The 23,098-nt window shown below is 64.1% G+C and carries 21 protein-coding genes; 10 read left to right on the plus strand and 11 right to left on the minus strand.

The annotated features are described in order from the left end of the window. Window positions 1-16: 16 nt before the first annotated feature. Together H9627_RS00885 and H9627_RS00890 are read right to left on the minus strand one after the other, a co-directional pair. Entirely contained in the window at window positions 17-790 is a 774-nt protein-coding gene (locus tag H9627_RS00885; RefSeq protein ID WP_191732146.1) for a MerR family transcriptional regulator, read from the minus strand. 112 nt (window positions 791-902) lie between these two features. Beyond that, on the minus strand, window positions 903-1,598 hold the full coding sequence (locus H9627_RS00890) for a hypothetical protein (protein ID WP_191732147.1): 696 nt from the start codon (window positions 1,596-1,598) through the stop codon (window positions 903-905). A gap of 124 nt (window positions 1,599-1,722) precedes the next feature. Between H9627_RS00890 and H9627_RS00895 the strand changes: the two genes are divergently transcribed. Both H9627_RS00895 and glgX read left to right on the plus strand, forming a co-directional pair. Next, window positions 1,723-2,283: a TetR family transcriptional regulator gene (locus H9627_RS00895; protein WP_318247734.1), complete on the plus strand. Its 561-nt coding sequence runs from the start codon at window positions 1,723-1,725 to the stop codon at window positions 2,281-2,283. A gap of 6 nt (window positions 2,284-2,289) precedes the next feature. Next, window positions 2,290-4,992, plus strand: a complete 2,703-nt coding sequence (glgX, locus tag H9627_RS00900) for a glycogen debranching protein GlgX (protein ID WP_191732149.1) — start codon at window positions 2,290-2,292, stop codon at window positions 4,990-4,992. Window positions 4,993-5,004: 12 nt separating this feature from the next. Here glgX and H9627_RS00905 read toward each other — a convergent pair whose 3' ends face one another. The 4 genes from H9627_RS00905 to H9627_RS00920 form a co-directional block, all read right to left on the minus strand. Next, entirely contained in the window at window positions 5,005-5,820 is an 816-nt protein-coding gene (locus tag H9627_RS00905) for an ABC transporter ATP-binding protein (RefSeq protein ID WP_191732150.1), read from the minus strand. Beyond that, a complete protein-coding gene (locus H9627_RS00910; protein WP_318247735.1) occupies window positions 5,817-6,863 on the minus strand; it encodes a FecCD family ABC transporter permease in 1,047 nt (348 codons plus the stop codon). Before H9627_RS00910 ends, H9627_RS00905 begins: the two co-directional genes overlap by 4 nt. A gap of 51 nt (window positions 6,864-6,914) precedes the next feature. Continuing rightward, on the minus strand, window positions 6,915-7,949 hold the full coding sequence (locus tag H9627_RS00915; RefSeq protein ID WP_191732151.1) for an ABC transporter substrate-binding protein: 1,035 nt from the start codon (window positions 7,947-7,949) through the stop codon (window positions 6,915-6,917). Window positions 7,950-8,158: 209 nt separating this feature from the next. Continuing rightward, window positions 8,159-8,530, minus strand: a complete 372-nt coding sequence (locus tag H9627_RS00920; protein ID WP_318247742.1) for a winged helix-turn-helix transcriptional regulator — start codon at window positions 8,528-8,530, stop codon at window positions 8,159-8,161. Window positions 8,531-9,059: 529 nt separating this feature from the next. On the opposite strand from H9627_RS00920, the gene H9627_RS00925 reads away from it, so the two are divergent. The 6 genes from H9627_RS00925 (at window position 9,060) to H9627_RS00945 (ending at window position 16,535) form a co-directional block, all read left to right on the plus strand. Next, window positions 9,060-10,511, plus strand: coding sequence for an exonuclease domain-containing protein (locus H9627_RS00925; RefSeq protein ID WP_191732153.1), 1,452 nt, complete (start codon window positions 9,060-9,062; stop codon window positions 10,509-10,511). Between the two features lie 93 nt (window positions 10,512-10,604). After that, complete coding sequence (locus H9627_RS00930) at window positions 10,605-11,303, plus strand: hypothetical protein (protein ID WP_191732154.1); 699 nt, start codon at window positions 10,605-10,607, stop codon at window positions 11,301-11,303. Between the two features lie 98 nt (window positions 11,304-11,401). Further along, window positions 11,402-13,843, plus strand: coding sequence for a malto-oligosyltrehalose synthase (gene treY, locus H9627_RS00935; RefSeq protein ID WP_191732155.1), 2,442 nt, complete (start codon window positions 11,402-11,404; stop codon window positions 13,841-13,843). A gap of 96 nt (window positions 13,844-13,939) precedes the next feature. Continuing rightward, window positions 13,940-15,028, plus strand: coding sequence for a GTP pyrophosphokinase (locus H9627_RS00940; RefSeq protein WP_191732156.1), 1,089 nt, complete (start codon window positions 13,940-13,942; stop codon window positions 15,026-15,028). Window positions 15,029-15,127: 99 nt separating this feature from the next. Then, the gene (locus H9627_RS14300) at window positions 15,128-15,259 is read left to right on the plus strand and encodes a hypothetical protein (RefSeq protein ID WP_263599053.1); all 132 of its coding nucleotides are present in this window, start codon (window positions 15,128-15,130) and stop codon (window positions 15,257-15,259) included. Between the two features lie 211 nt (window positions 15,260-15,470). Continuing rightward, window positions 15,471-16,535, plus strand: a complete 1,065-nt coding sequence (locus H9627_RS00945) for an LLM class flavin-dependent oxidoreductase (RefSeq protein WP_191732157.1) — start codon at window positions 15,471-15,473, stop codon at window positions 16,533-16,535. On the opposite strand, the gene H9627_RS00950 is transcribed toward H9627_RS00945, so the two are convergent. From H9627_RS00950 to H9627_RS00960, 3 genes are read right to left on the minus strand one after another with little or no spacing between them, the layout of a single operon-like run. Then, entirely contained in the window at window positions 16,532-16,936 is a 405-nt protein-coding gene (locus tag H9627_RS00950) for an RNA-binding S4 domain-containing protein (protein ID WP_191732158.1), read from the minus strand. The two genes, H9627_RS00945 and H9627_RS00950, sit on opposite strands and share 4 nt — an antisense overlap. A 10-nt stretch (window positions 16,937-16,946) precedes the next feature. Further along, window positions 16,947-17,180 (minus strand): hypothetical protein, encoded by a 234-nt coding sequence (locus H9627_RS00955; RefSeq protein WP_191732159.1) that lies wholly within the window; start codon window positions 17,178-17,180, stop codon window positions 16,947-16,949. A 30-nt stretch (window positions 17,181-17,210) separates the two neighbouring features. Then, on the minus strand, window positions 17,211-17,921 hold the full coding sequence (locus tag H9627_RS00960) for a YigZ family protein (RefSeq protein WP_263599054.1): 711 nt from the start codon (window positions 17,919-17,921) through the stop codon (window positions 17,211-17,213). A 56-nt stretch (window positions 17,922-17,977) separates the two neighbouring features. Here H9627_RS00960 and treZ point away from each other — a divergent pair, with 56 nt between their 5' ends. Further along, the gene (treZ, locus tag H9627_RS00965) at window positions 17,978-19,699 is read left to right on the plus strand and encodes a malto-oligosyltrehalose trehalohydrolase (RefSeq protein WP_191732160.1); all 1,722 of its coding nucleotides are present in this window, start codon (window positions 17,978-17,980) and stop codon (window positions 19,697-19,699) included. Between the two features lie 21 nt (window positions 19,700-19,720). Here the strand turns inward: treZ and ilvA are convergent, their stop codons facing one another. Beyond that, window positions 19,721-21,031 (minus strand): threonine ammonia-lyase IlvA, encoded by a 1,311-nt coding sequence (gene ilvA, locus H9627_RS00970; protein WP_191732161.1) that lies wholly within the window; start codon window positions 21,029-21,031, stop codon window positions 19,721-19,723. A 227-nt stretch (window positions 21,032-21,258) separates the two neighbouring features. On the opposite strand from ilvA, the gene H9627_RS00975 reads away from it, so the two are divergent. Then, window positions 21,259-21,738, plus strand: coding sequence for a hypothetical protein (locus H9627_RS00975; RefSeq protein ID WP_191732162.1), 480 nt, complete (start codon window positions 21,259-21,261; stop codon window positions 21,736-21,738). A 100-nt stretch (window positions 21,739-21,838) separates the two neighbouring features. On the opposite strand, the gene H9627_RS00980 is transcribed toward H9627_RS00975, so the two are convergent. Next, window positions 21,839-23,044, minus strand: a complete 1,206-nt coding sequence (locus H9627_RS00980) for a cobalamin-independent methionine synthase II family protein (RefSeq protein WP_191732163.1) — start codon at window positions 23,042-23,044, stop codon at window positions 21,839-21,841. Between the last annotated feature and the right edge of the window lie 54 nt (window positions 23,045-23,098).

The following is a 23,098-nucleotide window of genomic DNA, read 5'->3' on the forward strand; positions in this document are numbered from 1 at the left end:
GACGCCTCCCCCACAATCACTCCCACTGGATATCGGTCAGATCCATCCCCTCCTGCTGTGCCTGTGCCTCCACCAGCGAGAGCAGATACTCAGCCCGGCCCTGGTAGGTGGCGTTAAACCGTTCGTCCTGGATATACATCCGCGCGAGCAGCACCTGCTTGGATCTGCTGATCTCATACCACTGGCCGATGGACTCACGGTGGCGTTCCACCAGCTCAGCGGCCTCGTCGGACCCGGGTGCCACATCGCGTTCGGCGGCATCAACCAGGTCCGACACGAAGGCATCCTGTTCCTGCTTGACGCGGTGCCAGTCCGCCCGGGTCATCTGTTCCTGGACTTTGCGGGACTGTTCCCATTCGGGGGTTTCACCCCACCGTTGTTCGGCTTCGTCCTGGTATTCGGGTTTCCAGCTGCCGCCGAAGAGTTCCACCTTCTCCTCGATGCTCATGTCCCTGTCATTCATGGTGTCCTCCCTGAGGATGTCATCAACTGCCCGGACCATCCGGTGCAGCTGACCGATACGCTCAACCAGAAGTTCCCGTTGTCGTCTCAGCGCGTGGGAGGCATCCCCCGGGGCGGCCAGCAATCCGGCGATCTCACCCAGGGGGAGTCCGACCTCGCGGTAGACCAGAATCTGCAGCGCGGTCTCGAGGTCCTCCCCGGTGTACACCCGGTGGCCGGACCAGGTCCGGTGGCTCGGCACGAGCAGGCCGATGGAATCCCAGTACCGCAGGGTGCGGGTGCTGACGCGGAGAATCTCGGCTGCCTCGCCGATCTGGTAGTCGGTCATGGTTACAGTCTCCGCCATGACGCGGCGTCAAGGTCAAGAGCAGGCACAAAAAGACAGGAAAAAACCCTGAAGGGTGGTGTCCACTTCAGGGTTTCATCAACTAACGGTGCGACTAGTCGCAGAACTTCCACTGGCCGCCTTCGCGGAGGAAGCGCTGGGTTCCGGAATCGGTCTGTCCGTTGGCGGAGGCCACCACCCAGGCGGAGGCGCTGTTGCCATCAACCTGGATGTCCGTGATGGAGTCCACGGTGCCCGGGTCGGCACCGGGGATCTGGTTCAGGGGCACATCCGGGATGGTGCTGAAGTCCAGGGCTGCGGCGCCACCGTTGGCCTCGATGACACGGCCACAGGTGTTGCGGGGGATGTACTCCATCATCGAACGCAGGGTGGTGTGCTGCAGGGAACCACGAACGAGGGATTCAATGGCTGCGGCATCCTCCGGGCTGGCGGCCCGGCCACCCTCGACCGGCGCGAGGCTCTGGTAGGTGATAACCGGTTCAACCGGGACATTCTGCTGGGGGGCAGGTTGGCGCACAGCAGGCTCGGATGCAGGGGTCGGGGCGGGCTCCTGACCATCCTGTTCGGGTGCTTCCTCGGCCACCTCATCCGTGGTGGTCTCCTCCTGTGAGGACTCCTCGGATGTGCCCTCCCCGGTCACCTTGGTGGTGGTCGTGGTGGAGGACGAGGTCTGCTTGGTGGTCGATGATGCGGTGGTGTCCTCATCATCACTGCCGCAGGCAGCCAGCACAAGCGGAGCCACCATGATGGCGGCGACGGCGGCCTTCTTCGCAGAAATACGAATGGACAAGTTCTTCTCCTGTAAGTCATCAACACGTTCGCGCCCCTTGGGTGAGACACGAGTTGGCTCCGCTCACCCTATCAAGTCAGAGGGGGTCGGTGCCGTTTTAACGGCTGTCATTATGCTGGCAATCGTGCAATTGAACCAGGGAACCATCATTGATGCCGCCATCTCCATCCTCAATTCCTATGGACTGGCCGATATGACGATGCGCCGGGTGGCCAAACAACTCGAGGTCGCCCCGGGTGCTCTCTACTGGCATTTCAAGAACAAGCAGGAACTGATCGGTGCGACAGCACGCAGGATCCTGGAACCCTTGTTGACACAGCGGGGTGAAGAAGGCGTCGACAAGCTCGACGCGACGACCACGTGCGCGCAGTTACGCGCGCTGATGATCAGCCACCGGGATGGCGCGGAGGTGGTCAGCGCGGCGCTCAGCGACGCCACCCTGCACGATGAGCTGGAAACCCTCATCGCCGCGTCCCTGCCCACCCAGGAGGGTGTCGGGGCATTCACGCTGCTGCATTTCGTCATCGGCGCCGTCCTGGCGGAACAGACGCAGCGTCAGCTCAAGGAACTCACAGGCGGTGACGACACCCTAGTCAGCGGGGATTTCGAGGCCTTTGAGGAGCGGTTCCTGACAGGCATAAGAATCATCATTACCGGTCTAGATGCGCTCGGCAGGATAAGATAGCTTCCCATGACATCAAGCAGTGAACACAGCTATTCCGTATGGCCGGGTGATGCCTATCCGCTCGGCTCGAAATACGACGGTGCAGGCACCAACTTTGCACTGTTTTCAGACGTTGCTGAAAGCGTCGACCTCTGCCTCGTCGACGAGAACGACAATGAGACCAGGATCAAGCTGGAGGAAAAGGACAACAACGTCTGGCACTGCTACCTTCCGGGCATCCTGCCCGGCCAGCGGTACGGCTACCGCGTACACGGTCCCTGGGACCCCGACAACGGCAAGCGCTGCGACTCCAGCAAGTTCCTGGTCGATCCCTACGCCCGTGCATTCGTCGGTGAATACGACGGCCACCCCTCACTGTTCAGCTACGACATCATGGACCCGGAGAACCCCCACGGTCGCAACACCGAGGACAGCCTCCCCCACTCCATGAAGTCCGTGGTCGTCAGCCCATTCTTCGACTGGGGCAACGACCAGCTGCCACGCACCCCGTACCACGAGACCGTGATCTACGAGGCGCATGTCAAGGGCATGACCATGACCCACCCGGACATCCCCGACAACCTCCGGGGCACCTACGCCGGTCTCGCGCACCCCAAGATCATCGAGTACCTGGTGGATCTGGGCATCACCGCCATCGAACTCATGCCCGTGCACCAGTTCATGCAGGATGACCGCCTGCGCGAACTCGGCCTGCGCAACTACTGGGGATACAACACCTTCGGGTTCTTCGCACCCCAGAACGACTACTCCTCGGCGGACACCCCCGGTGCCGCCGTCGCCGAGTTCAAGGCCATGGTGCGTTCCTTCCACGAGGCGGGCATCGAGGTCATCCTCGACGTGGTGTACAACCACACCGCCGAGGGCAACCACATGGGCCCGACCATCTCCTTCCGCGGTATCGACAACCAGGCCTACTACCGCCTGGTCGATGGTGATGAACGTCACTACATGGACTACACCGGTACCGGCAACTCCCTCAATGTGCGCGACCCGCACTCCCTCCAGCTGATCATGGACTCCCTGCGGTACTGGGTCACCGAGATGCATGTCGACGGTTTCCGCTTCGATCTCGCCTCCACCCTCGCCCGCGAACTGCACGATGTGGACCGTCTCGCGACCTTCTTCGACCTGGTTCAGCAGGACCCGGTGGTCTCCCAGGTCAAGCTCATCGCCGAGCCCTGGGACATCGGTGAGGGCGGCTACCAGGTGGGTAACTTCCCACCACTGTGGACCGAGTGGAACGGCAAGTACCGCGACACCGTCCGTGACTTCTGGCGTGGTGAGCCGGCCACCCTCGGTGAGTTCGCCTCCCGCCTGACCGGTTCCTCGGACCTGTACGCCCACAACGGCCGCCGCCCCACCGCGTCGATCAACTTCGTCACCGCCCACGACGGCTTCACCCTCAACGACCTGGTCAGCTACAACGACAAGCACAACATGGCCAACGGTGAGGACAACCGCGACGGTGAGTCCCACAACCGCTCCTGGAACTGTGGTGTCGAAGGCCCCACCGACGACCCGGAGATCCTGCAGCTGCGCGCGCAGCAGCGCCGCAACTTCCTCACCACCCTGCTGCTCTCGCAGGGCACACCGATGATCTCCCACGGTGATGAGATGGCCAGGACCCAGGACGGCAACAACAACGTCTACTGCCAGGACAATGAACTGGCCTGGATCGACTGGGAGCAGGCAGTCGAGCACAAGGACCTGCTGAGCTTCACCCGCCGTCTGCTGCGCATCCGTGCTGAGCACCCGGTGTTCCGTCGCCGTCGTTTCCTCGCCGGTGGCCCCCTGGGCGCCGATGTGCGCGAACGCGACATCGCCTGGTTGGTGCCGGACGGACAGCTGATGACCCAGGACGACTGGGACTTCGCCTTCGGTAAATCCCTCATGGTCTTCCTCAACGGCGATGCCATCGTGGAACCGGATTACCGGGGCCAGAAGATGGAGGATGATTCCTTCATCCTCATGTTCAACGCCCACCACGAGGCCATCGACTTCACCCTCCCCCCGGAGCATTTCGGTATGAAGTGGAAGCTGCTGGTGGACACCACCGAGGCGATCGGCTACCCGCTGGAGGAGCTCACCATCGAGGCCGGCGGCACCCTCACGGTGCCCGCCCGCTCCAGCATGCTGCTGCGTCAGATCGAGGCACCGGATTACACCAAGCTGGATGAGCGCATCGCGCGCGAGGCCCGCGAGGTGGAAGAGGCGCGCAAGCGTGAATCCACCGATGCCGAGGCTGCACTGCGTGCCTCCGTGGATGCGGCTCTGGAGGCCGAGGAGGAGGCTGTCCAGCACTTCACCGAGCGCACCAAGGCCAGCGTCGGTGCCGGTGAGGAGGAATCCGAGGCTGCTGAGGCTGCAGATTCTGCCGAGGCCGCTCCGGAGGAGAACGCCGCGGAAGATATCGATGACGCGGAGGAGGTGTCCCCGGAGGCCGCTGCGGAAGCAGATACCGAGGACGACACGGAAGACGACACCGAGGTTGACGGGGAGCCCGACACGGAAGACGACTCCGAAGGCGACATCGAGGATGACGCTGAAGACGATTCCTCCACGGAACCCGCAGCTGATGACAAGGTCGTCCATGTCTCCCGCGTGGGCAAACCCGCCGAGAAGGTTCTCGAGGAGGATGAGGAACTGATGCGCAAGCGTCAGACCGCCGCGCAGGAGGACGACTACGACTCAGCCGAGGATGAGTACTAGAATCCGCTGACGTCAGTCCCTTGAGGGGCGCCTGGGTATCACCACCGGGCGCCCCTCATGCATTGTCACCGCCACATTCGCCCCGTAGATCTCGCGGATCCGCGACACGGTGAGCACCTCTCCGGCGGTCCCCTCGGCGATCTTCCGGCCGCCTGCCATCATGAGCACGCGGTCGCCGTACTGGGCGGTGAGGGTGAGGTCATGCATCGCCGCGATCACGGTGAGCCCGCGGCGGGCACGGACGGAATCAATGAGTTCGAGGGTTTCCTGCGCATGGCCGATATCCAGCGCCGAGGTGGGTTCATCCAGCAACAGCACCTCGGGTTCCTGCGCGAGTGCTCGGGCCAGACTGACGCGTTGGCGTTCGCCCCCGGACAGGGAGGAGACGAACCGCCCGGAATAATCGTGCAGGTTGAGTTCATCAAGGCACCGTTGCACCACCTGGGCATCGTGTTTCCCAGGGACCCGGCTGTGGGGGTGACGCCCCAGGAGAACATAGTCATAGACATCCATGCCCTCTGGGATGGTGGGCGTCTGGGGCATCAGTGCAACGGTGCGCGCGAGGTGCCGGCGGTGCCGCGCGGCGGCCGGGCTGAGGGCAATGCGTGTCGACGCGGCGGTGATGTCGATGTCGGCCACCGTGATCCTCCCGGCTTCCACCGGGAGCACCCTGGCGAGCGCGTGAAGCAGGGAGGTCTTGCCGCACCCGTTGGGGCCGATGATGTTGACCCACTGTCCACGCCGGACGTGGGTGGTCATCCCGGCCACCGCGGTGCGTTCCGCCCCCGGGTAGCGCACGGATACGTTCTCACAGTCAACAACGTTCATGCTGTCCTGCCTTCCCGGCGGGGCCTGCTGGATCGTCTCAGGATGAACAGGAAGAACGGTGCCCCCACCGCAGCGGTGACCACACCCACGGGGAGTTCCTGTGGTGCAAGGATGGTGCGGCCGATGGTGTCCGCGGTGACCAGGAAGATCGCACCCCACACCAGGGTCAGGGGCAGCAGGAGGCGGTGGCCTGGGCCGAATAACAGACGGAGGGCGTGCGGGACGATGATGCCCACAAAACCGATGAGACCGGAGATCGCGACCACCGAGGCCGTTCCCAGGGTCGCCACCGCCACCAGGGACATCCGGACCACCGTGGGGTCGATGCCAAGGGTGCGGGCCTCCACATCACCGACGGTCATCACGTCGAGCAACCGCGCCGAGGAGAGAATCAGCACTGCGCACACCACCGCGGGGATGGCGACGCTGACCACGGATTCCCAACGACTGACATTGAGGCTGCCGAGCATCCACACGTAGATCCGTGACACGGTGTCGATGTTGCGCTGCTGGATATAGGTCTGGATGGAACTGGCGAACGCGGCGACAGCCACGCCGGCGAGGATCACGACGGTGGCTGAGGACCCGAACCCCACTCCCCTGCTCACCAGGACGGTGGCGGCCACGGCGGTGATACCGCCGATGAACGCCGCACCGATGATCCCGAACCCACCGGCCGTCAACCCCAGGGACACCCCACCGACGATGACCAGTGTGACACCAAGCCCCGCGCCCGCGGAGACACCCAGGAGATAGGGGTCGGCCAGCGGATTGCGGAACACCGCCTGGTAGGCCGCGCCGGAGAGCGCCAGCGTCGCCCCCACCACCATGGCGGTGACAATGCGGGGCAGGCGGATGTTGAAGAACACCGCCTGCTCACGCTCACTGAGCGTCTCGGTCCCGGTGAGGTGGGCGAACACCTGTGCCGGGCTGAGGTCGATGATGCCCGAGAATCCCGAGTAGGTGGCCACCACCACCAGGACGACAAGTGATGCCGCAGTGGCGATGAAGGGATTGGTGGCCGCTGTTCTGATCTTGTTCACAGTGGTGTCTGGACCCGACTATTCCTGGTTACTCCCGGTGCGCGAAGTTGGTTAGGCTGCCGCCGGTGCGGCGGCATTCTCCATGGTTGGGACGACCTGCTCATTGAGCTGACGGGCGATCTCCTCAACCAGTTCATCCACCCGGGGTCCCCAGCGCGAGGCCAGGTCATCGTCGAGGCTGATCACCTGGTCATCGCGCACGGCGTCGATGGTCTCCCAACCGGGGCGGGCAGCGACGGTCTCCGGGTCCATGCCCTCCGCCTTGGTGTTGGCCAGGAAGATGATGTCCGGATTGGCAGCGACCACGGCCTCGCTGGTCAGCTGGGGGTAATCATCGGTATCCGGTGCAATCGAGCTGAGACCGAAGGCGGCATAGATCTGTCCCAGGTAGGTCCGGTCGGAGATGGAATGGTAGCTGCTGGACAGCTCGTGGTAGTAGGTCAGACCGGCGTCCTTGACGTCCTGCGGCACGGTGGCGAGGGCCTCGTCGATGGTGGTTTGCATGTCGTCGACAAGCTCGGTGGCGTTGTCCCGGTTGCCGGTGGCCTCACCGAGGAGCTCAATCTGCTCATAGGTGTCCTCCAGTACCTCGGAGGCGTCGAGCATGAGGGTGGGCACGCCCGCGGCGGTGAGTCCGTCGACGATCCCCTCCCCGGTGGAGGTGAGCACAACCAGGTCGGGGTCATACTCCAGGACCGCCTCCACGTTCGGGGTGTAACCCGACAGGCCATCCACGCGGGGCGCCTCCTCCGGATAATTGGAATACTCGTCCGCGGCGACGACCTGGTCACCGGAACCGATAGCGAACAGCATCTCCGTGCTGGTGGGCGACAGACTGACAATGCGTTCGGGCCGGTCCTCGATGACCACCTGGTCATTCGGGGTGACCGTGACCGTCACGGGGAAACCCTCGGCGGTGCTGTCTGTGGTTGCGGTATCGCCGTCGGCGGACTGCCCCGCCTCCTGGTCGCTGCCGCATCCCACGAGGGCGGTCGCGGCCAGGAGTGCCGAGGCCACCAGGGCCGGGATGGAACGACGCCTGCGGGGTCGTGGGATTCGGGTGCCGGGGAAGGTGTGTGGTGCCATGAGCTGAAACTCCCTTGGATACTCGTGCGCGGAGACGGGCCACCTCACAGCACCGGGGAACGGGTCACCGCCGTGCACATCCGTAAAATGCACGGCGGTGACCTCACCTCGGGAGCCTGGGGTGGGCGGGTGAAGATCACTTCCACTCTAAACCCTAGCCCTCCTGGTGTATCCGGGGGCGTGTGTCCGCAACCCCGCGGGATGGGGTGTCAGGAGGCCCTGGTCTGGCGTTTCCTCGTTTTCCTGCGGACATCCATGACCTCATCCATGTGGGAGACCGTCCACTCATACACGCTCTGCAGGGGTTCGATGACGGTCTCGCCGAGTTCGGTGAGTTCATAATCCACCCGCGGTGGGATCTGGTGATGGGAGGTGCGGGTGACCAGGCCATCCTCCACGAGGACCCCGAGCCGCTGGGTGAGCACCTTGGGGGAGATTCCCTGCACCTTCTCCCTGATCTCCCCGTTGCGCAGGGGCCCGTCCTGGATGCTGAGCAGGATGAGCATCGCCCATTTATCACCGATGGTGTCGAAGAGATCCCGGCTGAGGCAGGACCTGTCGAAGGGGTCCCAGGAGGGGATCCGGTTGTTGGCATCGAGCCGTTCGACATCTTCGCGCTCAGCCGACTTTTTGGTGACGACCGAATCTGTGGCAGGTGTGACAACCAGCTTCACCGGCACGGGGGCCGGAACCTGGTCGGAGCCGTGCGTGGGGGTAACCGACTGCGACGCTTCGTTGAGCAACCGCATTGTCCTACTCCTCATCCCTATACTCTTCCTTACCTTGAAGTTCAGTCCGAATTAACCACAGGGTACCGAAATACCCGGGAGGATCCCGGGGGCACCATCGCTGTGACCAGACTGTTGGCGGACTCAATGTTCTACTGACGTTCTACTTAATGCGTCGTGGGGCAGGTCGGAACCGTTACGGATTCATCGCTATGAAAGTTCGCAGAATTCGCTGTGTGCTTGCTGCGGGGTGTGCCGGGGTGCGCAGATCCGTCCCTGACGGAGCGCGTGTCCCCGGGGCCAGCCGAGCGGTGGTCACCTATCGTGTCCACCCCACCTAGTAGTGTGGTGACCATTGATTCACACCGAAAGGACACCACCTGTGATCGCGGCACACGGCGCAACCATCACCCTGGATGGCTCCACCCTCACCATCACCTATTCGCCCCTGTTGACTGCCCTGTCGCAGTCAGGGGAGCACACGCGGGTCATTGACCTCGCCTCCGTCACCGGGGTGGAGGTCACCACCCCCGGTGCCCTGTCCTGCGGTGCGGTGGAACTCACCGGTGAGACCCCCACGGTGATCACCTTCTCCCCCAACCAGGCGCAGCAGGCGCAGGCGCTCGCCACCGATATCACCACCATTCTCCGCGGCGGGACCCCCACCGCGCCGGCCGACGGTGAACAGGAGACCCCGGACTCGCCCACTGTCGACGGGTTTGATTTCGTCGCCTTCGACGTGGAGACCGCCAACGATGACTGGGGATCGATCTGCCAGATCGGCCTGGTGCGCTATGAAAACGGGGTGGAGGTGGACTCCGTGTCCTGGTTCTGCACCCCACCCGAGCCGCTGAACTTCTTCGAACCGGCCAATATCGCCATCCACGGCATCACCGCCGAACAGGTGGCGGGTGAACCCGCCTTCGCCGAGGTGCTGCCGAAGATGGTGGACTTCGTCGGTGACCTCCCCCTCGTCGCCCACAATGCCCAGTTCGATTTCACCGCGATCTCCCGGGCCTGTGCCGCAGCCGGTATCGAGGCTCCCGTCTTCAATTTCGGTTGTTCCCTGGCATTGTCACGGTCCTCGCGGTTGAAGTTCCACAACCACCGCCTGCCCACCGTCGCCCAGGTACTCGGGGTGGAGCTGCGCAAACACCACGACGCCACCGAGGATGCCCGCGCCTGCGCCGGCATCACCATCGAGCTGGCCCGCCGACAGAATCATCAAGGCGGATTCATCGACTTCATCCACAGCCAGGGCTTCACCCTCGGTTCCCTGGACACCGAGCGGGTCTACCCCGTCCTCCGTGACCGGTCCGGTGCCAACGTGGCGGTCCAGCGACGCCGACTGGGCCTGGACACCCGGGTGACGGGCACGCCACCCACACCGCCCGCCCCAGCCAGCCCGGCCCCGGCTGCGACCGGCGGGAGGGCCGACGGTCAGGCGTCGCAAAGCACCCCGCAGGAGCCGGCTGCCAAGGAGAAACCGCGGGGCCGCGCGCCGTGGGACAAGGTGTCCACACCGGAGGTCATTCCCGATCCCAATCCGGACGCCGACCCGAACGGCCTGCTCTTCGGGCAGAATGTCACGCTCACCGGTGATTTCGAACCCTATGAGAAGGGTGCGCTGTGGCAGCGCATCGCCGACCAGGGCGGACAGGTGGGTAAGAACGTGACCAGGAAGACCACCATCCTCGTTGCAGGTCCGTGGGCCACCATCACCAGCAAGCAGAAACGTGCCGAGGAGTTGAAGGAGAAGGGCCAGGACATCCAGATCTGGGATGACCAGCAGCTCTTCGCCGCGCTCGGGCTGGATGAACAACCCCCGTTTTAGCCCCTCGGGAACCGAACCGGGTGTAGGCGCAGTCAAACCCTGACACAGACGTTCACACACGGGTCGAAGGCCCGGGGACACCCAGGGGGATAGATGCTCGCCACCGCCACGACACCGGTGCACCCGGTGATCCACTCACTGCCCACAGCCGCCACCATCCAACCGCGGCTCCACCACCGGGCGTGGCGGGAGCGGGTGAGGTTCAGCAACGACGGTTTCTGTGACAGCCCCGCCAGCATCAGCCTCTCCCGATCCCTGACCATGGGTCTGGTGGCCGGGGACACCACGCTCAGCTACCGCGGGCTCGCCGAACTCGGCCTGGGCATCCGCCAGGGGTGGGACCTGGCCGCGGACAACCTTGTGAGGGCCGCCCGCTGCCCCGAGGGCACCTGCTTCTACCTGCGCGATGCGGTCCACACCGGGCTTATCGACGCCCCACCGACCACCTCCGACGGTGGTGCCGGGGTGACAGCTGTGCAGGTGAAGGTACCCGGCGCGCCGGTGACCTCCTGGTTGGCCCATCCCCGCACCTTCACCATCCTCCACCGGCACCTGCAGACCCGTCTGGGACCTGAGCTGATCTACCTCGCCCCGCTTCCCGACCTGCTCATCGCCTGTGCGACACCTGATCCAACCGGCACGGGGCAGGAGGTGGCCGGGTTGCTCACCGGCGGGTTGGCGGAGGCACGGATCCCGGGTGAGCACTATATCTGCGCGACCCCCCTGGTCTACCGCCTCGGTTTCCCGGCCGTGGTCGGTGGCGGCGGTCCCGGTGCCGGGCTCGGGAGCTGATTCTGTCCCCCGGCGCAGACAAACCGACACCATGACCGGGTTGTCATTAGTATCGGGTAACGATATTCGACCAGCAGTGTGTTTACAGGAGGAACCCCATGGCACGTCCGATCAGCGCCACCTACAGACTTCAACTCCGCGGACCACAGGCGGATGAGTCAGGACGGTCCTTCGGTTTCGCCGAGGCGAAGGCGATTCTGCCCTATCTGAAGAAACTCAGGGTCAGTCACCTGTACCTCTCCCCGATCCTGACCTCCATGCCGGATTCCAATCACGGCTATGACGTCATCGATCCGACCACCATCAATGAGGAACTCGGTGGGATGGAGGGGTTCCGGGCGTTGGCGGAGGCCGCCCATGAATATGGCATGGGCATCATCATCGATATCGTGCCCAACCACCTGGGTATCGCGGAGCCCTACCGGAACAAGTGGTGGTGGGATGTGCTCAAGCACGGCCAGGATTCCGAGTTCGAATATTATTTCGACATCGACTGGCATGAGGACAATGGTTCCGGGGGCAAGCTCGGCATCCCGATCCTGGGGGCGGAGGGGGATACCGACAAACTGGAACTGGACGAGGTCAATGATGAGAAGGTGCTGCGCTACTACGAGCACATCTTCCCCATCGCCCCCGGCACCGGTGACGGCACCGTCGAGGAGGTCTACGAGCGGCAGCACTACCGCCTGAATTTCTGGCGTGACGGGGTGATCAACTACCGTCGTTTCTTCTCCGTGAACACCCTCGCCGGTGTCCGGCAGGAGGATGCGATGGTGTTTGAGCACACCCACCGCATCCTGCGTGAGCTGGTCGCCGAGGATCTCATCGACGGTGTCCGGGTGGACCACCCGGACGGCCTGTCCGATCCCTTCGGTTACCTCCACCGCCTGCGGGAGGTGGTGGGTCCGGACCGCTGGCTGATCATCGAGAAGATCCTGGGTGTGGAGGAACCACTCGACCCCCGACTGTCGGTGGACGGCACCACCGGATACGACGCCCTGCGCGAACTCGACGGGGTGTTCATCTCCCGGGAGGCGGAGGACAACTTCTCCATGCTCGCCCTGCAGAAGACCGGGTCCACCTGGGATGAGGTGGCGCTGCACTCCACTGAGGCCGCCCTGAAGAGGGAGATCGCCCAGACCGAGCTGCACGCCGAGATCCGCCGCCTGGCCCGTGCCATGCGACGCGACAACTTCTCCACCGCGGGCACCAATGTGACCGAGGAGAAACTCCACGAGACCATCGAGGAACTCATCGCCGAGATGCCCGTCTACCGCGCGGACTACATCTCCCTGTCTCGCACCACCGCGGCGATCATCGCGGACATGTCCCGGCGCTTCCCCTCCCGCCGTGACGCCCTGGACCTCATCGCCGCGGCCCTGCTGGGCAACGGCGAGGCGAAGATCCGGTTCGCCCAGGTCTGTGGTGCCGTCATGGCAAAGGGTGTGGAAGACACCACCTTCTACCGGGCGTCCCGCCTGGTGGCACTGCAGGAGGTCGGTGGCGCGCCGGGACGTTTCGGTGTCTCCGCCGCCGAGTTCCACCTGCTGCAGGAGGAGCGCAGCATGCTGTGGCCCCGTGCCATGACCACGCTGTCCACCCATGACACCAAGCGTGGTGAGGATGTCCGTGCCCGCATCATCGAGCTCACCGAGGACCCCTCGGAGTTCTCCGAGCTGGTCAACCGGGTCAGTGCCATCCTGCCGGCACCGGACGGGGCCACCGGGTTCTTCCTCTTCCAGAACCTGCTGGGGATCTGGCCGGCGGATGGGGTGATCACCGAATCCCTGCGCACCCGGTTCCACGACTATGCACAGAAGGCCGTGCGTGAGGCCTCGGTGAAGACCACCTGGGCGGACCCGAATGAGAGGTTCGAATCCGCCCTCGCGGACTGGATCGATGCCATGTTCGACGGCCCGGCCACCTCCATGATCACCGAGTTCGTCGCCCGTCTGCACCGCGGTGCCGTCCAGATCTCCCTGGGCAGGAAGATGCTGCAGCTGGTCGGGGCAGGCATCCCGGACACCTACCAGGGCGCCGAGTTCTTCGAGGATTCCCTCGTGGATCCCGACAACCGCAGGTTCGTCGATTACACCGCCCGTTCCCAGGCTCTCGACCAGCTGGAGGACTGGGACTGGTCCGAGGTGTCGCAGCCCGGTTATACCCACCTGGAGGAGCATTTCAACCTGGCCAAGATCGCCGTGGTCAGGCATGCCCACGCGGTCCGACAGGAATACCCCGCATGTTTCGTCGGCGGGGACCACCAGGCGGTGTTCGCCCAGGGCCGCGCGGAGGCACACATCGTCGGTATCGCCCGTGGCACGGACCGCCAGCACCTGAGCATCATCGGACTGGCGGTGCGCCGACCATTGATCCTCGAGGAGACCGGTGGCTGGTTCGACACCACCGTCACCCTGCCCGCGGGGCGCTGGCGTGATCGTCTCACCGGACGGGTCTACACCGGCAAGGTGCCCGCCGACCAGATCTTCGCGGATCTGCCCACCGCCCTGTTGGTGCTGCAGCCGGAAACCGAGATCTAGTTCGGGAATGCCACTGAGGGGTGTCCCCCTCTGCACCACCCACGGGTGGTCAGACCAGTAACGCCCACCGGTGGTGCCCGACTAGGCTGGGTGGGCGTGACGTATGACAAGACACTGGCCAGGTTCGGAAGCTATTATCACGAGTTCCGTCGCTCCCACCCCGGGGTGGCCGAGGATTTCCACGCCGCCATCGAGGAGTTACTCACCGATGGCGGTGTCACCTATGACCGGGTGAGCACCCGGCTCAAGGAGTGGTCGAGCCTCAAGGCCAAGGCCCGGAAGAAGGGCCCGGACGGCGCGCTCCTCTACCCGGACCCCCGGCGTGATATCCACGACATGATCGGAGTGCGGATCACCACCTACCACTCCACTGAGATCCCCGTGGCACTGAAGGTGCTGCGGGATTCCTTCGTCGTGCACAAGTCGGTGGATAAGGCCAAGGAGACGCGTATCTCCGGGGGATTCGGCTACGGATCACACCATCTCATCCTGGAGGTGGATGACACCAACGAGGACCTGCAGGATTATGTGGGCATGGTGTTCGAGGTGCAGGTGCGCACCGTGCTCCAGCATGCCTGGGCGGAGTTCGAGCATGATATCCGCTACAAGCGCAGTGGGATCGCTACGGGTGCCGCGGATGGCACCACCGGTCAGCTCAACCCGGAGGTGGACCGCATGTTCACCCTGGCGGCGGGGTTGATCGAACTGGCGGACCAGCAGTTCGACCAGATCGCCGCACTGAAGGAAACCGGGCACCCCACCGACGAGACAGTGGAGATCACCGCGGAGACCCTGCCGGGTGTCCTGGCGATGCTCATCGGCAACCGGTTTCCCCGCCCCCGGTCCGAGACCTACCGGTTTTTGGAGGAGATCCTCACTGTCCACGGGGTCACCTCGGTGGGTGCGCTGCGGGAGCTGCTGGATGTCACCGACATCGAGTTGCTGCTGAAGATCATGCGCTACCGTTTCCACCCCGGCCAGACCCGCATCATCGATGATCTCCTGCTCAAGAAGTTCGGGCAGGTACATATCGATGCCACGGCCCCGAAGGATGCGCAACCCCCACAGACCAAACGTCGGGGTCAGATGAAACGGAAGCTGGAGATGATGCAGCAGGCCCATATCGCGGAGCAACCGTCCGCTATTTCCGCCGAGCGGAATACCGAGAAGGAACAACAGTCGTGACACCTCCCGGCACGCGGGCATCAATGGATGGCATGCGATACTGCTCAGAGTACGCTGGATATCAGATACCAACCGCCTGAACCAAGGAGCTACTGACAAATGGGGCTATCCATCCTGGACTTTCCGATGCTCGCCGATTTCCTGCACGTATGGGGGCTGAGCGTGGCCAATTTCCTGCGCCCGATGGGTATTGATTTCCCACCGGCCGACTGGAGCCTCGGGTCCATCTAGGCACACCCCATACCTGCAGTTTCTTGAAGCGGGAACACCGTCATCCGGTGTTCCCGCTTTTTCCTTCCTGCGCCACGGCCCGGCGGCGTGCCTGCCGACGAACATCCCCCACCCACGGGTTCACGAATGGCCCGGGGAACATCTTTCCCCTAATATTGTTGATATATCCACAAGCGCTTTCCGAGCTCACCCATGAAAGGCCCCACGACGCATGACGCAACAGAGCCCTGCCCCCAGGAACATCACCTTCGGTATCGACACCTTCGGCGATACCGCCGTGGATCTGGAGGGCAACCCGGTACCCCATGCGCAGACCCTGCGTAATGTCATCGACCAGGCCGTACTCGCAGAAAAGGTCGGCGTTGATTTCATCGGCCTCGGTGAACACCACCGCGCCGACTACTCCATCTCCGCGCCGGACATCATGATGACCGCGATCCTGGCCAGGACCGAACGGCTGAAGGTGACCTCCGCGGTGACCGTGCTGTCCTCCGATGACCCGGTGCGCATCTTCGAACGCTGGTCCACCATGAATGCGATCTCCAACAACCGCGCGGAGATCACCCTGGGTCGCGGATCCTTCATCGAATCCTTCCCGCTGTTCGGTTTCGACCTGCAGGACTATGAACTGCTCTTCAACGAACGCCTGGATCTGTTCCGCACCATCCTGGATGCGGACCGGGCGGGTAAGGGGGTCACGTGGTCCGGTAAGACCCGCTCCGCCCTGCAGGACCAGCACCTCTACCCCGCCACGGAGAAGGGCATCCAGGCATGGGTCGCCGTCGGTGGCAGCCCGGAATCGGTCATCCGGGCGGCGAAGTACCGCTTCCCGCTCATGCTGGCCATCATCGGTGGCGCACCATCCCGGTTCCGCCCCTACGTGGAGCTGTACAAGCGGGCCAATGAACAGATGGGCCTGCCCCAGCTGCCCATCGGTGTCCACTCCCCCGGTTTCATCGCCGAGACCGATCAGGAGGCCTATGACCTCTCCGTGAACAACTGGCTGCAGCTGCAGAACACCCTCGGCCAGGAACGCGGCTGGGCACCGGCCAGTGCCCGCCAGTTCGACCATGAGGTCAGCCACGGATCCATGTACGTCGGCTCCCCCGAGACCGTGGCACAGCGGATCGCGGACACCATCACCACGCTCGACCTGGACCGTTTCACCCTCAAGTACGTCAGCGGCCCGACCCCGCACGAACACCTGATGCGCTGCATCGAGCTCTATGGCACCCAGGTGATCCCACGGGTGCGGGAGATCCTCGCGGAACGCTAGTCGTCGGTCAGGCCCCCACCGGGGCCACCGCCGCGGAAACGGTCCATCTCACGGCGCTCCTTCTTGGTGGGGCGCCCCGCACCGCGGTCACGTCGGGGCACGGAGGCGAACACCTCCATTGGCGGGGGCGGTGGGGTGTGATCGATATAGCAGGTCCGCGCGATCGGTGCGCCCACCCGTTTGGCTATCGTGCGCAGCACCTCGACGTCGTATTCCCGGTGGTTGACCCACACGCGGACGCGGTCACCCGGCACCACTTGCTGGGCCGGTTTGACCGCCTGGCCATTCAATTTCACATGCCCGGCGCGGCAGGCGGTGGCCGCATCGGAGCGGGTCTTGTACAGACGCACCGCCCACACCCAGGCGTCGATGCGGACCGGTTTTCCGTCCTGGTCACTCATATCTTTACCGTCAGAAGTTGTCCCGGTGGTTGATGGTCTTCTTCACCTGGTTGTAGAAGTAGAAGCCACCGACCACGGCCAGGACCAGTCCGAGGACCATGAACGTTGCGGAGCTGGTGAGAACCCACAGGAGGAGACCGCCACCGACACCGCCGATGACACTGACCGCGGCGTTGCGGGAGTTCTTACGCACTTCCTGCTTGCGCTTCTCGATGGGGTTGCGTGGGTACTGTTGCATGCTCATGGTGAACCAGTCTAGTGCCCCGCCCGGGGCTCAGTCACTCGGGGATTCCACCCACATTGTCCCGGACTCCTCCAGTTCGATCTCCGCACCCGCCAGGGAACTCAGCTGGGATTCGGTTGCTGTCTTCTCCCCCGGCCGCAGCGCCAGCGTGAACCGGACATCCGTGCCGTACTCGGTGTCGGTGATCACCACGCCCAGTCCGCGCAGATTCGCCTCGATGCGGCCGGCGTCGTTGTGGGAGAAGTGGACGGTGAACAGATCGCGCAGGGACCTGGTGGTGCGGGGAACGTCGACAAGCGTGCTGGAGACGGCGTTGGTGTAGGCGTTGACCAGGCCGCCGGTGCCCAGTTTGATACCACCGAAGTAGCGGACCACCACGGCCGCGATGTCCTTCATCCCAGATCCGCGCAGGACCTCGAGCATGGGTTTGCCCGCGGTGCCGGACGGCTCCCCGTCATCAGAGGACCGCTCCACATCGTTGGATTCGTCCACATGGTAGATGTAGGCGCTGCAGTGGTGACGGGCATCCGGGTACATCTCGCGCACCAGGGAAATGAAATCACGGGCCTGCTCCTCCGACTGCACACGGGTGATGTAGGTCAGGAAGCGGGAGCGTTTGATCTCCATCTCGGACTCGAAAACCCGGTCAGCCACCGGCAGTTCATACGCCAGTCCGCCCAGGGGAACGCGGACGGAGGGCGGGGTGTTTTCCGGATTCGGGCCAGAGTGGGAGACAGACATGGTGACTGTGTAGTCTACCCCGACCGGGAAACCACATTTTGGCTAGCCTGGTGTCCATGTTGACCTCAATGAACTACCGCGTGTGGGCTCCGCGCCCGGAAGATGTCCGACTCCACCTCAACGGCGAGACCATCCCGATGACCCAGACCGACGGGGGGTGGTGGATCGCCGACCGCGAACCGCAGGTGGGTGACCAGTACGGTTTTGAGCTTTTCGACGGCACCGAATGGTCCAAAACCGTCCCCGATCCCCGCTCGCAGTACCAGCCGGACGGTGTGCACGGCCTCAGTGAGGTGATCTCCCCGGATTTCGCATGGTCCGATGATGCCTGGACCGGACGCATCCTGCCCGGTTCGGTGATCTACGAACTCCACGTGGGCACCTTCAGCCCCTCCGGTGACTTCGACGGGGTGATCGAGCGTCTGGACTACCTGAAGGACCTGGGTGTCACCGCGGTCGAACTGATGCCGGTCCAGCCCTTCGGCGGTAACCGCAACTGGGGTTATGACGGCGTGCTGTGGCACGCGGTCCACTCGGGTTACGGTGGACCGACGGGCCTGAAGAAGCTTGTCGACGCCTGCCACAACGCCGGCATCGCCGTCTACCTCGACGTGGTTTACAACCACTTCGGTCCCGACGGCAACTACAACGGCATGTTCGCCCCCTACACCGCGGGTGGCTCCACCGGCTGGGGCGAGGTGGTCAACATCAACGGCCCCGATTCCGACGAGGTCCGCCGCTACATCCTCGATTCCGTGACCCGGTGGTTTGAGGAATTCCACCTCGACGGCCTGCGACTTGACGCCGTGCACTCCCTCGACGACAACGGGGCCTTCCCCCTGCTGGAGCAGATGACGGTGGCCTCGGAGACGATTGCGGCCGCGACCGGCATCCCACGCTCCCTGATCGCCGAGTCCGACCTTAACGACCCCCGCCTGGTCACCTCGCGTGAGGCGGGCGGCTACGGCATGCACGGCCAGTGGGTCGATGACATCCACCACGCCCTGCACACCCTGGTCTCCGGTGAACGCAACGGCTACTACGCGGACTTCGGGGACACCGCGACCCTGGCCTCCACCCTGGAGCAGGTCTTCCACCACACCGGGCAGGTCTCCACCTTCCGCGGGCGCAGCCACGGCCGCGAGATCCGACGCGATGTGACACCGGCATCCCGGTTCGTCACCTACACCACCAACCACGACCAGACCGGCAACCGTGCGGTGGGCGATCGCCCGTCGATGAACCTCACCCCCGCCCAGCAGCTGCTCAAGGCCGCGGTTATCTACTGCAGCCCGTACACCCCGATGCTGTTCATGGGTGAGGAATACGGCGCCACCACCCCGTTCGCCTTCTTCTGCTCGCATACCGACGACGAGCTCAACCGCCTGACCTCGGAGGGTCGCACCCGCGAATTCGCCCGTCTGGGCTGGGACCCGGAGACCATCCCCACCCCATCCGAGGAATCCACGTTCACCGACTCCAAGCTGGACTGGGCATTCACACCGGAGCAGGAAGCCATCCTGGAGGGTTACCGCACCCTGCTGAGGCTCCGCCGTGAGCTGGGGATGTCCCAGCCGGATCTGCTGTCCATGGAGATATCCCACGGCCCCGAGTGGATCTCGATGGCCAACGGTGGGGGCATCCTGGTGGCCAACTTCAGTGACTCCGACGTCGAGGTGCCCTTCGGGGGTGAGCTGATCTACAGCTTCACCTCACCGGAGGTGCGGGAGGACTCGACGGTGCTGGATGCTTATGGGTTCGCTGTTCTGCGTCGATAAGCACCCAGCGCCAGGCACCCCCTAGGTCAGGAAATCGTACTCCGGGGTGCCCGGTTCCAGGCGGCGGCAGTCGATCGCGGAGGCATCCATGCGGGCCAGGAGTGGATCCAGGCCGCTGGCCTCACCCAGCTGGAGACCCACCAGTGCGGTGCCGGTCTCACGGTTGTTGCGCTTGAGGTACTCGAAGAGGGTGATGTCATCCTCAGGCCCGAGGATGTCCTCCAGGAAGCTGCGCAACTGACCCGGTTTCTGCGGGAAGTTCACTAGGAAGTAGTGCTTGAGGCCACGGTGAACCAGGGACCGCTCCACGATCTCGTTGTAGCGCAGCACATCATTGTTGCCACCGGAGATGATGCACACCACCACCGAATCCTTGGCGAATTTCATATCCCGCAGACCAGCCACCGACAGTGCGCCGGCAGGCTCGGTGATGATGCCCTCGTTCTGGTACAGCTCGAGCATCTCGGTGCACACCGCACCCTCACTGACATCCATCATGTGGACGCGCCCCAGGTTCTTCTCCACCACCTGGTAGTTGAGGTTTCCGACACGCTTGACGGCGGCGCCGTCGACGAAGGGATCGGCGTTCGCGAGGGTCACCGGACCCCCGGCCTCCAGGGCGGCCTGCATGGAGGCCGCCCCCGCGGGTTCCACCCCGACAATGGCGGTGCGCGGTGCCATATCGGCCATATAACTGACCACACCGGCGAGCAGGCCACCCCCGCCGACGGGAACCATGACGTGATCGGGCGATTTCCCCAGGGTGGTCAGCTGGGAGAGGATCTCAGCTGCGACGGTGCCCTGCCCGATGATGGTGTCCCGGGCATCGAATGGTTCGATCAGGGTGGCGCCGGTGCGGTCCGCATCCTCATGCGCGGCGGCGGAGGCCTCATCGAAGTTGTTGCCGGTCACCACGAGGGTGACATATTCCCCGCCGTGCACCAGGATGCGGTCGCGTTTCTGCTTCGGGGTCTGCACGGGTACGTAGATGCGTCCCTGGACACCCAGTGACTTGCACACAAACGCCACGCCCTGGGCATGGTTGCCGGCCGACGCGGCGACGATACCGGCATCCCGCTGCTTCCTGCTCAGCTGGGATCCGGAGTTGAGTGCACCGCGGATCTTATAGGAACGGACATCCTGGAGATCCTCGCGTTTGAGGTAGACCTCCACGCCCGTCTCCTCCGACAGCCGCGGGCAGTACTCCAGTGGGGTGGGCGCGATCACGGAGGAAATTCGTGCCTGCGCCATCTGAATGTCTGCGGCACGAATCGGCTCCGTCCCGCTGTCGATCACTCCTGGGCTCTTCTCAGACACGTGTGTTGCGCTCATGGTTGATCAGTCTAATCCCCCGGCCTCCCCGGATCGACTTCGGCATGTCTCAGGGATGGTTCAGGTACGTCGACGGACAGGGTGTTCCACGGTTGCTCTGGGCAAGAGGCGGGTGAACGCATTAGACTCACACGATAGCTGTGACCACACTGTGATCTATCACGTGTTTCCCAGGTGCGTCACCCGCCCCGATCCCCCACCCGGCTTTTCCGCTAGGAGTACCTGTTTTGAAACTGCGTCGCGCTTCACTGGCTCTTGTCACCGCCACGGCTGTTGCCCTGTCCATCGTCCCCGCCACCGCCTCAGCCCAGGAGGACACCCCGGCAGCCGTCACCACCACCGCCGACGAGCCCGTGGACACCTGGCCCGGCAGCGTCGAGGGAAGCTCCATGCTTCTCGACGGCGAACTCCCCCCGGCACCGGAATTCGGTTCCTCCGCCTTCGGATCCAGCGACCCCGAGGATGAGAAGAAGAAAGAAGAGGAGGACAAGGGCGGAAAACTCGTCGATGAAGATGGCAACATCCCCGTCATCGGTTCCATCAGTCTCCCCGGCTGGCTGGCCATCCCCATCGGTATCCTCCAGGCCACCATCGCGGTGACCAGCTTCATGGCCCAGGCTGCCTACATGGTGCTCTCCGTAGTTCCGGACGGGCCACAGATCCTGCGTGAGTGGCTGATCTCCGTCGGCATCAACCCCGACGCCTAAACACACCTTTCCCGCGGGAAACAGCAGGGGCGGTTGCCCTGGATCTGATCCAGGACAACCGCCCCTGCCGCGTTGCTGTGTGCAACCCTCGCCCTACAGCTTAGAACAGCTCCCTGGAGGCGATGCGGGCACCCTCCACGAGAGACTCCAGCTTCGCCCACGCGATCTGGTGATGGAGGCGCCCACCGAGGCCACAGTCCGTGGAGGCGATGACATTCTCCGGGCCCACCAGCTTGGCGAACTGAACAATGCGGTCAGCCACCAGGCGGGGGTGCTCGATCATGTTCATGGCGTGGGAGACCACGCCCGGGTAGATGACGGAGCCTTCCGGCAGCTTGTGGTCCTCCCACACACGCCATTCATGTGCGTGGCGGGGTGAGGCACCCTCGAAGGAGAAGCCGCCGACCTCGGCGCGCAGGATTTCCTCGATGATGTCGCCGAAGGGGATGTCGGTGGAGTGGGGTCCATGCCAGGAACCCCAGCAGATGTGCAGGCGGGTCTGCTCACGGGGCAGGCCCTTGACGGCGGAGTTGATGGCGTCGATACGCACACGGATCCACTTGCGGTACTCCTCCACCGAGGGCTCCGGGTTGATCTGGTCCCACGCCTCCGCGAGGTCGGGGGCGTCGAGCTGGACCGTGAGCCCTGCGTCGGTGATGATCTTGTACTCCTGGCTCAGCGCGTCGGCACAGGCGGCCACGACCTCCTCATCAGTGGCGTAGTACTCGTTTTTCAGACGGGCCGCGGATCCCGGGGACAGGGCCGCGACGAAACCGGAGGCGGCACCGGCACGCTGCATCGCGTTGGTCAGCAGGGTGACATCGGTGCTGGTCTCGTCCTGGCCGATGTAGGTGATCGGGCCGGTGAACACCGGGTTGCCCACGCTGGCACGCCCCTGGAAAATGCCGGAATCCGGATCCTCGTAGGCCTCCCGGAACAGCTGGCGGTCACGACGGTCCGCGAAACTGGTCAGGCGGATATTGCCCGGGGTGGACCGGATCTTCTCCGCGTTGGCCCAGCGGTCCTCATCGGTCATGGTCAGCCCACCCAGGCGGGTGAAGGAGTAGTTCCACCAGGCGCCGTAATCCACGGCACCGGAGGTGACATGGCCGTATTCGCCCTCATTGATGATGTCGATTCCCATGTCCACCTGGCGCTTGACCACCGCATCCACGGAGCCCTCCAGGATGCGGAAGAACTCGGTGTCATCGATGTCCCCGTTGGCGCGTTTGATGTTGGCGTCGAGAAGCTCGGGGGTGCGTGGGAGTGAACCCACGTGGGTGGTCCGGATGTGGCCGACGGTCATGAAGACTCCATTCCTTTTGAAATTACCTAAGAGGGGTTGGTGGGTCGATCCTAG

The sequence above is a fragment of the Corynebacterium gallinarum genome, assembly GCF_014837045.1.
Taxonomy (GTDB): Bacteria; Actinomycetota; Actinomycetes; order Mycobacteriales; family Mycobacteriaceae; genus Corynebacterium; species Corynebacterium gallinarum.

What these genes read in the sequence shown, in the direction of transcription:
- H9627_RS00885 (WP_191732146.1), bottom strand. Translation starts at nt 790, where the DNA reads ATGACCGACTACCAGATCGGCGAGGCAGCCGAGATTCTCCGCGTCAGC.
- glgX (WP_191732149.1), top strand. Translation starts at nt 2,290, where the DNA reads ATGACATCAAGCAGTGAACACAGCTATTCCGTATGGCCGGGTGATGCC.
- H9627_RS00905 (WP_191732150.1), bottom strand. Translation starts at nt 5,820, where the DNA reads ATGAACGTTGTTGACTGTGAGAACGTATCCGTGCGCTACCCGGGGGCG.
- H9627_RS00915 (WP_191732151.1), bottom strand. Translation starts at nt 7,949, where the DNA reads ATGGCACCACACACCTTCCCCGGCACCCGAATCCCACGACCCCGCAGG.
- H9627_RS00930 (WP_191732154.1), top strand. Translation starts at nt 10,605, where the DNA reads ATGCTCGCCACCGCCACGACACCGGTGCACCCGGTGATCCACTCACTG.
- treY (WP_191732155.1), top strand. Translation starts at nt 11,402, where the DNA reads ATGGCACGTCCGATCAGCGCCACCTACAGACTTCAACTCCGCGGACCA.
- H9627_RS14300 (WP_263599053.1), top strand. Translation starts at nt 15,128, where the DNA reads ATGGGGCTATCCATCCTGGACTTTCCGATGCTCGCCGATTTCCTGCAC.
- H9627_RS00945 (WP_191732157.1), top strand. Translation starts at nt 15,471, where the DNA reads ATGACGCAACAGAGCCCTGCCCCCAGGAACATCACCTTCGGTATCGAC.
- H9627_RS00950 (WP_191732158.1), bottom strand. Translation starts at nt 16,936, where the DNA reads ATGAGTGACCAGGACGGAAAACCGGTCCGCATCGACGCCTGGGTGTGG.
- H9627_RS00955 (WP_191732159.1), bottom strand. Translation starts at nt 17,180, where the DNA reads ATGAGCATGCAACAGTACCCACGCAACCCCATCGAGAAGCGCAAGCAG.
- H9627_RS00960 (WP_263599054.1), bottom strand. Translation starts at nt 17,921, where the DNA reads ATGTCTGTCTCCCACTCTGGCCCGAATCCGGAAAACACCCCGCCCTCC.
- treZ (WP_191732160.1), top strand. Translation starts at nt 17,978, where the DNA reads ATGTTGACCTCAATGAACTACCGCGTGTGGGCTCCGCGCCCGGAAGAT.
- ilvA (WP_191732161.1), bottom strand. Translation starts at nt 21,031, where the DNA reads ATGAGCGCAACACACGTGTCTGAGAAGAGCCCAGGAGTGATCGACAGC.
- H9627_RS00980 (WP_191732163.1), bottom strand. Translation starts at nt 23,044, where the DNA reads ATGACCGTCGGCCACATCCGGACCACCCACGTGGGTTCACTCCCACGC.